A 12,823-nucleotide genomic window follows, 5' to 3' on the forward strand; every position below is an offset into this window, starting at 1 on the left:
TATATTTTATTGATTGTATTACATACAACCAAATCATTTTAATATATATCAATAGGTTCTGCACACTTATAGTTAGTGTGATTCTTGAGAAAAAAATCACGATACTGCCTGTTGATACGATGCTGGATTTTCCCTATAAGTGATGACCCTACCCCAAAATCCTGCTCCATTCAGAAACAGAATTCAGGCATGATAAACACTCCCCTGAGTGGAGGTTGTGCCGATGAAAAAGTCACGATTCACCGAAGAACAGATTGTCTTTGCCCTGAAACAGGCCGAGCTGGGTACATCGGTGCCTGAAGCCTGCCGTAAACTGGGTATCTCTGATGCCACCTTTTACACGTGGCGTAAAAAATACGGTGGAATTTCCCCTTCAGAGCTGAAGCACATGCGGCAGCTCGAAGAAGAAAATCTTAGGTTGAAGAGGCTGGTTGCTGATCTGAGCCTCGACAAGGTGATGCTGCAGGATGTGCTGGAAAAAAAGAACGTAGCGCCCCTTCGGGCCGAGCACGGCAGCTTTGCTGCCTCAACTGTCTTTAAGACCCAACCTCACATCAACGTCGGTGCCGGCTGATCGCCCCCGCGCTGATACCCGCATAAATTAGCACGTCTGCGACGTGAGCCGGCTGACGCCGAGGCTCTTTTCCCATGCCCTACCACCCTCTATACTCTGCACAATGTATATTCCGCGACCCGCAAAGCTGCTGTTCCAGCATGACGATGGCTGGAGCCGCTATCTCGACAAACATGGTGACACGCTTAGCGACTGGACCAAACTCGCCGTCGAGCGCATGCTCGCCTGCGGCACCTGCCTCATGGGAGTTCGCCGTTACTGCTGTGCCTCACCGAACTGCACACACTCGCGCTTCTTCTGCCAGAGCTGCAAGTCCAAGGCCTGTAGCAGTTGCGGCTTCAAGGCCACCGAGCAGTGGATTGCCGAGCAGCAGCACATCCTGCCCGACTGCGACTGGCAACACATCACGTTTACCATGCCCCACCTGCTGTGGCCGTTTTTCAACAACAACTGGCCCCTGCTCAACGACCTGTTTCGCTGTGCCACCCGTGCCATGCTCAGCTGGGTCCGCCGGCAGGGTATCGAGGTCGGCATCTTTTGTGCACTCCACACCTATGGCCGGCAGCTCAATCAGCACCCGCATATCCACGTCTCCGTCACCCGTGGCGGCCTCGACGTCAAACAAAACACCTGGCGACACCTGTTCTTTAAAAAGAATGATGTAAAACAAGCCAAACCCACCTATCGCGATACAGGAGTTAAATTGCGCTGTCGGAGTGGTCCCGACAAGGCTTTGCCGCAGGCGGGGCGTATCCCCTCATGCTCCTGCAACCACCGCTCCAGCGACGCCATTTCCGGGCCGGACTTCTGCCAGGCCAGTTCCCAGACGGCTTCGTGAATGGTCAATCCCTCTTGTCGACGACGCTGCACAAACTCAAAGTCCGGCCCGTCTGACGAATACATTGCCCGGCTAAGCGGGTCGACAAACAGCCGGTGCCAGGAAGTGAGGTGCTCCACCGACAGCATAAAACTGCTGAACCACTTGTCTTTTGCGTTGCCAAAACGGGCGATCATGTCGCGTTGCATCTGCGAATACTGGTCGGGATAAAGCTGGTTGTATTTGGCAAATTCTTTGGCTGACTGCTTTAGGATGATTTTGTACGACGAGTTCCCCCAGGCCGCCCGCGCCGCACTGGAAGCGGTGTCCGAGTCGAAGTCGACGATGTTCTGGGTGATGGTTATGTAAGAGCCTGTATGGCGGCGGGCGGTACGGTAGCCTTTTTCGATGAAGGCCCCGACCTTGTTGTTTTTGAAATCCAGCAGTCGCCAGCCTTCATCAATTACATTGAGCTTTTTCAGGCTACGTGGCGTGCTGTAAATGCGGTTTTCGATATAAAGAATGAGCGAAAACATCACCGCAACCAGTAGCGACGGCCGGTCTTCCAGACCGCCCAACTCCAGTACCACCATCCTCGCATCATCCCTCAGCGACGGTTCATCCGAATTGAAATAATTGCCGTACACACCATCACGGGTGTACTGGGTGAGCAACACCACCATTTCGTCCAGACGGCTGCGGATAGTCGGCGACCCTGCGTAGACTCAGGGCATAGACAAGATACCAACGGATACATTTGGCAATGGCGGCAACATAAGATGGAGCCTTTGGGAATCGCCCCATTAATACAACAGAACCCTTCTGACAACTCTTCGCCGCTAATACGGCAGGCTCTGTTGGTTGTCAACATCAGAGTGACCGAGCACGAGCACGAGGAGCTGATCGCAAGTCACGTTCCCCCTCAAAGGATGATTTAGCAATCCAGTTATGCGGTCTTTCGAAGATGCCGTCATCTCGCCTCAACCGCAGGTACTGAATTTCCTCTGGTGGTACGACCATCTGCAGCCATTGGCAATCGCGCTTCAGATCTAAACCTGGGCCATCGGTGTCATAGCGTATGGTCTTCAAGAATTCCAGGTCACCCGGGTTCATGATGTTCCATTTACAGTGACGAAGTGGGCGCGTAGTGTAAATTTTTAAAATCGTCTGCTGAGCGGCTTTATCGAGCCATGGATTATTCGCCTCGCCGGTCAAGAAGCTGATCATGCGAGTGAAATACGGCTGATTTTGGCGGGCTGTGTAGGTTGCGTTTGCAGCGCCCCATTGCGGTAGCGTACCGTTTATCTTCGCTATATAAAAACCTTGGCCGATTTGTCCATTTGGCGAAAGGAACCGCTCCTGGATCCCCACGGAGAGAATGTTCAAGGCCGACAACTCACTCGTGCCGTGATACCCGATGAAATACATATTTTACCTTCACTTATTGAGTGCATGAGTTCCCCCCTATCATACCAGCTCAAACGTTCATGGTTAGGAGTCTATGGTCACTCCCGTTTTTGCAACACCGATACTGAAGATATTGTTGGCTTGCATGAATCTATCCGGCGTCTGAATAGGCATTATGCCCGCGCCTCGATGAGTTCCGCGCCTGATGAACCTTATAAATTCAACGGCCTTATGGCCTCTCCTAACCACAGGTTCTTCATCAGGCCGATTGGCCGTTTATATCATCAGTAATCAGTATCCGCAAAACCAGATAAGTGAATGTTTAGCCCTAGAAAATCGGCAATAATTATGCTTCAAAGGTTTTATGCCGGGTGGTCAACGCCCAGGCTATCCTGGCCAGTTTGTTTGCCAGAGCGCAGGTAACGATAAAGTTATTTTTGCGCAGTAATAACTCTCTGACCCAGTCGCAAGTTGGCCAGAACGGTGCAGCCGTGCGACGAGAGTAGAGCCTCAGGACTCTGTAGCGAGTGCAATCATCAACAGATGTGTATTGATATAATCCGGGGCCAATCTTACAGGTATCCATTTGGACACGATCGCCGGGAACAGGGCGTTCGTAGCGAATAAAATCAGCTTTACGCCGAAATTTAACAACAGGTGTAACCTGATTCTGGCAAAGAACTTTGTGAATCGTTGCCATTGCCAGTGAGATTGAATGAAGTCGTTTTAACTCGCTCTGAATCCGCCTTGCCCCCAGATTTCGCAGAGAACGTAACTCCAGGATCAGAGCAACTTCGCTTGCGCCAGTTTTCGTTGATGGTGGACGCTTAGGGCGACGGCTATGGCTTTCCAGACCAGCGATGCCCTGAGCCAGATATCTGCGCCACCATTTACGCAATGTGGGCCGAGAAATGCCACAGCGACGGCATACGAACCCCGCATCACCGGACGTTTCATAGAGTTTTACCCACTGGAGTCGCTGTTGAATTTCCCTGTTCATAGTGAGGCATTATAGTGAAACGATGTCTATGAATCACACACTTAAAACAGCTTAGATCCTTGTTAACTAGAAAGTTTCATCAATATTTCTCCACCCAAGTTGCGGAAGACCCAGTTCTATGTCGACTCCGACGTTTGATATTTCGGTGCTCTTGCTCAATCAGGTTGTTCAGGTACTGACTTTGCCTCACCGTAATCGTTTCCTCATCGGGTTTTTCGGCGTTGAGCGTGGCCAATGCTGCAGTATTAACCCCACTTTTATCAATAGCCACAACCTCAGGTTTACCGTGATGACGAAGGGCCTTGCGAAAGAAGCGCAAGGCAGCTGCAGCGTCCCGTTTGGCAGTTAGCAGAAAGTCGATTGTCTGACCTGGCGTATCCACTGCGCTGTACAGATATTTCCACTGACCTTTGACTTTGATGTAGGTTTCATCCATACGCCACCGACGACCGGCTGTGCGCTTGTGCCGACGGAAAGCCTTATCCAGCAAAGGGGCCAGCCAGATAACCCAGCGATAAAGCGTGGAATGGTCAACAACAATACCGCGCTCTGCCATCATCTCCTCGATATTACGCAGGCTGAGGGCATAAGCCAGATACCAACGAACACATTACGCGATGATATCGATGGGATAATGCCTGCGTTTAAAGGCATTTCTGATCAGAGATTATTAATAGGCAACATTACAAAAAAAGCATGCTAGTACAGCTAATGCAATACGACCTTTAATTCCCCATAACTTTAACAATCGCCCTGCAAAGTCGGGCGATCCCTTCGGTGATCTGCTCCTGCGTATTGGCTGCAAAATTCAATCGTAACCCATGTGCGCCGTGCTTCTCCTCAACATAAAAACATTCGCCACGGGCAAAGGTGACACCCTGTTGCCAGGCTATTGGCATCAACGTTGTGGTGCTAATGACAGATGGCAATTCCAACCAGATAAACAGCCCTCCCTCAGGAATTTCAAACCGACAGCCTGGCGGAAGGTGCTCGCTTAATGCAGCCACCATAGCATTACGTTGCTGGCGGTACATCCTTCCCGCCCGGCGCAACTGTTTGTCGTAGCTGCCAACGGTGAAAAAGGCGTCCAGTGCGCGCTGGATAAGGTTAGAACTGGCAAAGCTGTCGACGTGCTTGAACCTTGAGAATTGCAGATACTGTTCACTGTCTGCCACCAGATAACCGATGCGTATACTGGGCAACAGCATTTTGGAGAAGGTACTGACATAGATCACCGTGCCAGCGGGAGCCATGGCGCGCAGTGACGGCAGGCTTTTACCGTTGTAACGCAGATCGCCAACAAAATCATCCTCCAGGATAACTATCCCAGCCTGCTGCGCCAACGCCAGCAAGCGGCTGCGGCGTGCTTCGCTCATACAGCGCCCGGTAGGGTTACTGAAATTGGGGATGGTGTAAATCATTTTCGGCTGATGCAGGGCGATCAGCTCCGGTAGTTGCTTAACACACATACCGTGACGATCGCTGGGCACAGGAACAATGTTGATCTGGCGCATGCGCATCAGTGCCAGAGCTTCACCATAAGTGGGCTCTTCGACAATGACCGTATCCCCTGGGCGTAATAGCCTCTGAAAAATCAGGCTGATGGCATGTTGCGAGCCGTTTGTGATTAACACCTGTTCGGCACGGGTTGGGATACCTTGCGCCGTCAAGATCCTGCCCAGCGTGTCGCGCAACGGGTAGTAACCACAATAATCACCGTAGCTGAAGGCTTCTTCTGCATGACGACTTAGAGTCGACAGCAGGATCTTACGGAACGCCTCCATTGGGAACACCTTGGGGCTGCCGACGCCAGCGGCAAAGTTAATGATGTGCTCCGGCAAAGGAATATCTGGATAACCGTCCAGACGCGATGTCGTGGTCGTGAAACGATCCGCGGGGAATAGCTCGCTGGATGCAGGCCTTTGCTGCATGGAAGCCGGTTGCAGATGGCGTACATAGGCCCCGCTGCCACGCCGCTGTTGCAACAATCCTTTGGCTGTCAATTCGGCGTAGGCACTTTCCACCGTCATGCGGCTGACAGAAAGCTCGGCTGCGAGGCTACGCGTTGACGGCAATTTATCGCCATCAGCAAAGGTACCGCAAAGAATGGAACGGCGCAGCGCTTCTTCGATTTGTAGATACAGCGGAATGTCCTGCTGTCGATCCAGAGGAATATGCATGAAATTGGCCAAGTCACATAAGTCTGATTTCACTATATCCTATATAAACAAGGCTTGTTACGGATAAAAGTGGCACGTATAAGATCATGTTAAAGTGGATATGGTGGCAAATTCTGGCTTTCTTTCCGGTTGCCCCAATGACTGGAGAGCATGAAAAAGCGTGGGGCAGTCGTAATCTACGCTGCCATCGCTGATACCTTTCCATCACTTTGTTCGCCCATTGAGAACGTAGCGCCCCTTCGGGGCGAGCACGGCAGCAAAGCTGCCTCAACCGTCCTTAAGACCCTTCCTCACATCAACGCCAGCGGCGGCTGATCGTGCCCAGCCCCTCGCGATCTCGCCCCGCACTGATACCCGCATAAATTAGCACGCCTGCGACGTGAGCCCGCTGACGCCGAGGCTCTTTTCCCATACCCTGCCACCCTCTATACTTTGCACAATGTATATTCCGCGACCCGCAAAGCTGCTGTTCCAGCATGACGACGGCTGGAGCAAGTACCTGGATAAACATGGCGACACCCTCAGCGACTGGACCAAACTCGCCGTCGAGCGCATGCTCGCCTGCGGTACCTGCCTCATGGGCGTTCGCCGTTACTGTTGCGCCTCATCCGACTGTACCCATGCCCGCTTCTTCTGCCAGAGCTGCAAGTCCAAGGCCTGCAGCAGTTGCGGCCTCAAGGCCACCGAGCAGTGGATTGCTGAGCAGCAGCACATCCTGCCCGACTGCGACTGGCAACATATCACCTTCACCATGCCCCACTTGTTGTGGCTGTTCTTCAATAACAACTGGCCCCTGCTCAACGACCTGTTTCGCTGCGCTACCCGGGCAATGCTCCGCTGGGCCCGCAGGCAGGGGATCGAAGTCGGCATCTTTTGCGCACTGCACACCTAAGGCTGGCAACTCAATCAGCACCCGCATAACAACATCATGATGCCGGCAAGGCCATAGCTGCCGTCCGAAAAGGGTAACCACGCCAGAACCAGTCCCAGCGACAGCGGCCACACGCGGGGACCGTGCTGCTGCATCAGCGCCAGCGCCTGCCCGCTGACCGCAAAGGCAAACAGGATATTGCCCTCATACGGCTGCAGCCCGGCGAGTATCCTGCCGCCCTGTGCCACCACAGCCCACACCCACAACCGGTTCAGCGAAGACTGACGGATGCGAGGATGGCGGGCCAGGTTCATCGCCCACACCAGGCCAAACAGCGGGAAAGCACCCCGTTCAAGTAGCCGTAGCGCGTCGTTGTCGAGCCCGAACAGCAGGCTAAGTGATGCAGCAGCCGATCCAGGATCGCCGTTGCCAACACGTTATCTCCGAACATCTCTCCCCAGTCTGCGAAGCCTTTATTTGACGTCAGGATGATGCTCGCTTTTTCATATCGACGGTTCAGTAGCCGGAAGAACAGGCTGGCTTCCTCTCTGGTCATTGGCAGATATCCACGTCTCCGTCACCCGCGGCGGCCTCGATGCCAAACACAACGTCTGGCGACAGTTGTTATTTAAAAAGAAAGACGTAGAGCAAATCTGGCGCAACGCCGTCATTTACCTGCTGCGTGACAACTATGCGGGCATCAACCCAGGTTCCCTGCCAGGCTTCGGCCATATCCGTAACGAGGAGCGGTGGCACCGCTACCTGCATGCGCAATATCGTCGAGCATGGAAAGTGCACTTTGCCAAAAAGACCCGTGGCGCCTGGCGCAGCGTGAAATACCTCGGCCGTTATCTGAAGCGCCCGCCAGTGGCGGCTTCCCAGCTCCGGCATTATCGCGGCGGTGCCGTGGTCCATCAGTATTACGATCACCGCACGCAGCAATATAAACGCCAAAAAATCAGCCAGGAAGAGATGCTGCAGCGCTATATCAGCCATATTCCGGCGAGGCATTTTAAAAGGGTGCGGTACTACGGCTTTTTGGCCAACCGCAAACGGGGCCAACTGTTGCCGAAGGTCTACGAAGCGCTGTCGATGGCGGGGCGGGATAAGCCCAAACGGCCAGGGTTCGCGGTGTTGATGAAAGGCTTCCTGGGCACAGATCCGTACCAATGCATCTTGTGCGGCGATCGGCTGCGATTTGCCGGCGCCGAGGCTGGCAGGCATGCGACAGAATTACTGTCGGCCAGGCTGCAGCGGATGGAGAAAAAACGATGGCTTCAGGCACCGGCTCTGGATCAGTGCGCCTAAAAAACAGGTTTGGGATTAAAAATACAGCAAAACAGGCATTTTTACGCACAACCCATCGCGATACCGTCCCATCAGGGGGCGACGTCTCGCTACTATTCATGGCCAGTCGCCCTCAAAAAAAAACGATCCAATCTCCTAACCATCAAGACTAGATGCCCGAACGCTTACGAAAAAACGGCAAGGAACTACCTGAGCATGTTAAAACTGGGGGCGATCAGGTTATTTATCAGGCGATTGTTATGTTAAGGGACATAGCCAAAGACAACATATTACTTCAACGCGGGCTTGATACGACAGAGACAACTCGGCTGTTGCATGGTTGTTATGGTTCTATGGAAGCTTTTAAACGGCTGATGGACTACATCTACCAGCAACATCCTAGATATTTTCGCTTTGCGAAATGTATAGAGCGACTTGCTCAGGGGATTGTTGATGGCGTTATTGAGCTCTCGAAAGATCACTAAAAACACAGTCCGGAAATTTCGGCGGACCCGGCATATAACCCCATGTTGTAGCCACCTCAATTGCCAATTAAAAACCGTCCCAAAATGAGACGGTTAGTTTTAATAAAAACACTGATTTTAAATATTATTGTAAGATGTCTTGTTGCATCATAGCCGATTGAACCCCTTCGTTTTTACACATCATACTATAATGTCGTGTCACATGTGGGTATTTTGAAAATGTATCGGGCAAGCTTATTTTTGCCCACCGAAACATTGGAGTGGCATAGGCATCTATAATACTCATTCGATTAGCGACTATATAATCATGATCCGACAGATGCCGATCCAGTACATTGAAAACTTTTTCTACCAGTGGAATAGCTGCTGCTCGTACAGAAGCTATAACCTGTTCTCGATCATCAGTGGTATAACGCTGCGGACTGAAAAATGGAAAGAAAGCTGGATGCACATCACCGGTCAAAAAACATTCCCAGTGATCAAATTCGTAGCATTCGCGGAGATCTTCGGGGTTTGCCCCAAAAATATCGCCCCCAGGAAGGGTCGTTTGATAACGTAAAATAGCCCCACATTGTGTAAGCGTACCTAAATCCTTAACAACCAGTGTTGGAACTGCTAACATTGGACTGGATTTTTTAAATTTCAGGTCATTTTTGTCTGCAAGTATAAGTGTATATGGCGTTTTTAGCCATTCAAACATGATATGTGGAGCCAGAGAACAAGCACCTGGTGTGTAATAAAGTTGCATATAACTATCCTTTATATCACTTAGCAGGGGATTGTAATGTACCTACGAGCAATTCAACCAATAGGGTACCTTCTGGAGTGGACCAATCTCCTGCCAATTCAGCTAATAACTGGTTTGTGGTGGTGAGTATAACCCCTGCACGTTCCATGCGACGAAGTGCTATATCATCAGCAATAGCGCTTGGTGAACCACCTGCATCTGCGACGACTTGAACTTCAAACCCTGCATTTACTAGACTCAAGGCAGGGTAAACAGTACAAACATCATTAGTCACACCCGCAATAATCAGTCTTTTTCGACCTGTGGCTTCGACAGCGGTTGCAAAATTAACATCATCCATCGCATTGACAACACCAAGGCGTTTAATTCGAGCTTTAAAGCTGTCAGGAAGAATATTAGCAAGTTCAGATAATAAAGGCCCTTGTACATTATCTTCCATACTAGATGTTAGTACAGTAGGCATTTTTAGTATGCTAGCTGCATGTGCAAGCAGTAGTGCATTTTGCTTCATCACATTAAAATGGATAGATTTTACCCATCCCATAGTCCCAATCTGATGATCAATCAACAGCATCGCAGCATTGTCACCAGTAAATCTTGTAAATTTGGTTGTCATTATTAAAATCTCCATATTTATATGAGTTAAAAATTACGGTTTAAGTCGCATTAAGGAGTAGTCAGGTAACATACTGTTTACTTCCCGAGTTAGGTCATTCTATGCATTGTAGAATATTTTTGACAGCCCCTACTTAGCATCTGGCAGGGTTATTCTCGGTTTCTCACACCCAGATATACCTAGAATACTAATTATTAGACAACCGAGTTGATGTCCTGCATTACCATAGGTCCATTCTGCCGGTTTTTTAGTATAGGCACTGCTGCTTGATATGATCAAAAAGAAAATGGCGCTTACAATAAATTTTTTCATTAAGAACTACGTGATTTTTTAGTGAAAAAAATGTGTTTATTGTATATAGCAATTAAAATTCAGCTTCTAAAATATGTAAATTCAGTCATATTAGCTTCACTCTTCATCTAACTTTCGCTAATTTAAAAATATTCTTATTGCAAAACGAAATATAGCTTAAACCAGGCGATGTACATAGTAAAAAAATGTTCTGCTTGCACCTTACCCAGCGTGACTATGATATGTAGCTCGTTGAGTTTATAGCCATCATCTGTACACTGAAAATGGATATGCAATAAAGTGTATAGTATGGCTCAGCAAATCACTGATACGAGGATATTTTATCTAAATGCTGCTCATTCAGCAATGACTCTATTTTATCTACTAGTTTTTTAAACGTAGCAAGTGCAATTTTTATGACCGTCACATGCTAACATGAAGAAATTATTCAATGTTTTTTCTCATGCTGGATAATTTCATAATGAATTCAATGTCATTCCTAACTGCTAGCTTTCTGTATATAGATCTTTTTTGTGTACTTATCGTTTTTACGCTTTTCATCCTTTTAATTGCTATTGTTGAAACTGAAAAACCCATTATAATAAACCGCCCGATTATCAGTTCCTGTTCTGATAAGCAGCATTCCTTACCTTTTATTTTGAAATTTTTCAAAAATAAACTTATTTCCATTTCGAAAACCAATTTTTTAAAGTCATACCCCCCCCCCCTTTAAGGAAGCAGCATCTGCCACTGAAGATAGATACCCATATAAAATAGTCACCAACTCTACAACTCGGACTTCATGCGTTATAGATATGACCTCCCTACATATCTCAATCTGACTAAAAATACCCGATGAATAATTAATAATAGCATTTTCCAATAACTCTAGCCTGTGTAACTTATTGAAAAGTAGGTCTAAATCACTCATCTCGCCCTGCACAATACCCCCCATAACTGTTATAGTTTTTCTTAATTTTTCAATAACGATACACATTATTTAACAAAGATAACAATCAGTCAAGCATGATTGTTATCTTTGTTAAATAATGTGTATCGAATTACTCCCAATAGCCATCTCTCCACGATGAGTCCCCCCCCCCCCACCTCAGCTTAGCCTTATCCTTGTTTTTATAAGGGGGACTATCGTTCTAAAAGGCTCTATTGCATTAAGACATCGCCAAGTAATATACTGTTTTTTATTACTTTTCCTGGCCATGTGTCAACGCCACGACCTTTGACCGTTAGGGGGCAGATGTTCTCTTGGACTATTTTAATGTGTGACCCCGAGTTGTTGTCGGTACATTTTCGGACTGACTGCACCCAGTGACAGTTTAATACGGTGCTCGTTATACCACCTGATGTAAGCATCGACATGTAACATGAAGTTTTCAGTTGTCACACCCGACTACTCCCGGCCATAGGTATGCCCCATTCCCAGTTGAAATGCAACAAAGTGACCCACTGACTAGACCCGGATAAAATCACCGTTCTGGCCCTACTGGAGATCCCTTTGCATGCAGGGAAAACATCTGACTCAGAAAGAGCGGTTCTACATCGAAATACGTCGTGATGATGGGGGTAATCAGGCCACCATTGCCAGGGAGCTTCAGCTTCCGCGCTCTACCATCAGCCGGGAACTCAGACGCAATACCGACGCCGCTTTCAACGGCGTTTATTCCTGCAGAAGGGCAGAAAAACTGGCCAGAGGACGGCGCCAGAAAGCACGGCCGGATAACGTGGTTAACCAGCTTGAACCGCACATTCAAGAATTTATCAGGCAGGCGCTATCTACCCACACTTCACCTGAGGTCATCAGTGGCCGCCTGTTACTGGAATTTGGTTTATCTGTCAGCAAGAACTCGCTCTATCGCTATATCCAGCAGGAGCGCCAGGCCGGCGGAGACCTGTATCAACAACTCCCCCATCGGGGTAAGCGGTATAACTATCAGACCGACCAGGCCACCTGTGGTCCCATTCCCAACCGCGTTGGCATTGAGCACCGGCCTGTCGAAGCGAACCTCAAACAACAACCCGGACACTTTGAAATTGATACCATTTTTGGCAAAGACCAGAAGTCATTCCTGCTGACCGTGGTCGATAAAGCCGTCAAGCTGGTCATCATTCGCAAACTGCCCAACAAGCGTGCAGAGACGGTGGTCGCCGCATTCAGGGACATCGTCGCCAATACTTTCTGCGAGTTTAAAACCCTGACCGCCGATAACGGCCCTGAGTTTTCGCAGCACGAGGAAATAACGAAAATAACGGGAGCCACGGTCTACTTTGCCCGGCCTTATCATTCCTGGGAGCGTGGATTGAATGAGCACACTAACGGGCTCATACGGCGGTTTTACCCGAAAGGAACAGACTTCAATCAGGTCACCCATCGCAAGGTCGCAGCACTCGAACACCTGCTCAATGGCTTTGTTGATTAAATCGGATTTAGATAAAAGCGCCTCCCGTCACTGACTTCCTCAGGCAATCCGCACACTTTCTGGCATCCCTGCACGCGTCATTTTGTTTAAGGCACGGATCATGGCCATAGCC

Annotated in this window: 12 protein-coding genes and 7 pseudogenes; 6 read left to right on the plus strand and 13 right to left on the minus strand. The window is 49.3% G+C overall.

Annotation, left to right across the window (positions count from 1 at the left end):
- Positions 1-223: 223 nt before the first annotated feature.
- Together ACMV5I_RS25640 and ACMV5I_RS25645 are read left to right on the plus strand one after the other, a co-directional pair.
- Positions 224-502, plus strand: a pseudogene (locus ACMV5I_RS25640) (transposase); the annotation flags it as partial.
- Positions 503-677: 175 nt separating this feature from the next.
- Positions 678-1,412, plus strand: a complete 735-nt coding sequence (locus ACMV5I_RS25645) for a transposase zinc-binding domain-containing protein (protein ID WP_414825561.1) — start codon at positions 678-680, stop codon at positions 1,410-1,412.
- On the opposite strand, the pseudogene ACMV5I_RS25650 reads toward ACMV5I_RS25645, so the two are convergent.
- The 6 genes and pseudogenes from ACMV5I_RS25650 to ACMV5I_RS25675 form a co-directional block, all read right to left on the minus strand.
- Positions 1,322-2,113: pseudogene (locus ACMV5I_RS25650) on the minus strand (type IV secretion system protein TraC); the annotation flags it as partial. The gene ACMV5I_RS25645 and the pseudogene ACMV5I_RS25650 sit on opposite strands and share 91 nt — an antisense overlap.
- A 148-nt stretch (positions 2,114-2,261) precedes the next feature.
- Entirely contained in the window at positions 2,262-2,819 is a 558-nt protein-coding gene (locus tag ACMV5I_RS25655; RefSeq protein WP_414825562.1) for a hypothetical protein, read from the minus strand.
- 325 nt (positions 2,820-3,144) lie between these two features.
- Positions 3,145-3,284 (minus strand): annotated as a pseudogene (locus ACMV5I_RS25660) (IS110 family transposase); the annotation flags it as partial.
- Positions 3,283-3,798 (minus strand): annotated as a pseudogene (locus tag ACMV5I_RS25665) (helix-turn-helix domain-containing protein); the annotation flags it as partial. The pseudogenes ACMV5I_RS25660 and ACMV5I_RS25665, both read right to left, overlap by 2 nt.
- Positions 3,799-3,907: 109 nt before the next feature.
- Positions 3,908-4,462 (minus strand): annotated as a pseudogene (locus ACMV5I_RS25670) (IS6 family transposase); the annotation flags it as partial.
- Positions 4,463-4,523: 61 nt separating this feature from the next.
- Complete coding sequence (locus tag ACMV5I_RS25675; protein ID WP_414825569.1) at positions 4,524-5,978, minus strand: PLP-dependent aminotransferase family protein; 1,455 nt, start codon at positions 5,976-5,978, stop codon at positions 4,524-4,526.
- A 439-nt stretch (positions 5,979-6,417) separates the two neighbouring features.
- Here ACMV5I_RS25675 and ACMV5I_RS25680 point away from each other — a divergent pair, with 439 nt between their 5' ends.
- Positions 6,418-6,870, plus strand: a complete 453-nt coding sequence (locus ACMV5I_RS25680; RefSeq protein WP_414825563.1) for a transposase zinc-binding domain-containing protein — start codon at positions 6,418-6,420, stop codon at positions 6,868-6,870.
- A 14-nt stretch (positions 6,871-6,884) separates the two neighbouring features.
- Here ACMV5I_RS25680 and ACMV5I_RS25685 read toward each other — a convergent pair whose 3' ends face one another.
- Both ACMV5I_RS25685 and ACMV5I_RS25690 read right to left on the minus strand, forming a co-directional pair.
- Positions 6,885-7,241, minus strand: a complete 357-nt coding sequence (locus ACMV5I_RS25685; RefSeq protein WP_414825570.1) for a TraX family protein — start codon at positions 7,239-7,241, stop codon at positions 6,885-6,887.
- 5 nt (positions 7,242-7,246) lie between these two features.
- Positions 7,247-7,417, minus strand: a pseudogene (locus tag ACMV5I_RS25690) (ATP-binding protein); the annotation flags it as partial.
- A gap of 53 nt (positions 7,418-7,470) precedes the next feature.
- Between ACMV5I_RS25690 and ACMV5I_RS25695 the strand changes: the two are divergent.
- Together ACMV5I_RS25695 and ACMV5I_RS25700 are read left to right on the plus strand one after the other, a co-directional pair.
- Positions 7,471-8,157: a transposase gene (locus ACMV5I_RS25695; protein ID WP_414825571.1), complete on the plus strand. Its 687-nt coding sequence runs from the start codon at positions 7,471-7,473 to the stop codon at positions 8,155-8,157.
- Between the two features lie 152 nt (positions 8,158-8,309).
- Positions 8,310-8,621, plus strand: coding sequence for a hypothetical protein (locus tag ACMV5I_RS25700; protein WP_414825564.1), 312 nt, complete (start codon positions 8,310-8,312; stop codon positions 8,619-8,621).
- Positions 8,622-8,745: 124 nt separating this feature from the next.
- Here ACMV5I_RS25700 and ACMV5I_RS25705 read toward each other — a convergent pair whose 3' ends face one another.
- The 4 genes and pseudogenes from ACMV5I_RS25705 to ACMV5I_RS25720 all read right to left on the minus strand — a co-directional run.
- Entirely contained in the window at positions 8,746-9,369 is a 624-nt protein-coding gene (locus ACMV5I_RS25705) for a glutathione S-transferase family protein (protein ID WP_414825565.1), read from the minus strand.
- Positions 9,370-9,385: 16 nt separating this feature from the next.
- Entirely contained in the window at positions 9,386-9,985 is a 600-nt protein-coding gene (locus ACMV5I_RS25710) for an isochorismatase family protein (RefSeq protein ID WP_414825566.1), read from the minus strand.
- A gap of 735 nt (positions 9,986-10,720) precedes the next feature.
- Positions 10,721-10,966 carry a helix-turn-helix transcriptional regulator gene (locus tag ACMV5I_RS25715; RefSeq protein ID WP_414825567.1) on the minus strand — a complete coding sequence of 82 codons (246 nt, stop codon included), beginning with the start codon at positions 10,964-10,966 and terminating at the stop codon, positions 10,721-10,723.
- Between the two features lie 583 nt (positions 10,967-11,549).
- A pseudogene (locus ACMV5I_RS25720) lies at positions 11,550-11,684 on the minus strand (IS3 family transposase); the annotation flags it as partial.
- 109 nt (positions 11,685-11,793) lie between these two features.
- On the opposite strand from ACMV5I_RS25720, the gene ACMV5I_RS25725 reads away from it, so the two are divergent.
- Positions 11,794-12,711, plus strand: coding sequence for an IS30 family transposase (locus ACMV5I_RS25725; RefSeq protein ID WP_414825568.1), 918 nt, complete (start codon positions 11,794-11,796; stop codon positions 12,709-12,711).
- A gap of 39 nt (positions 12,712-12,750) precedes the next feature.
- Here the strand turns inward: ACMV5I_RS25725 and ACMV5I_RS25730 are convergent.
- Positions 12,751-12,823, minus strand: a 73-nt coding sequence (locus tag ACMV5I_RS25730) for a hypothetical protein (protein WP_262405404.1), incomplete at its 5' end; no start/stop codon positions are given.

It is taken from the genome of Serratia sp. T13T92 (assembly GCF_047530105.1).
In the GTDB taxonomy this organism is placed as follows: Bacteria; Pseudomonadota; Gammaproteobacteria; order Enterobacterales; family Enterobacteriaceae; genus Chania; species Chania fonticola.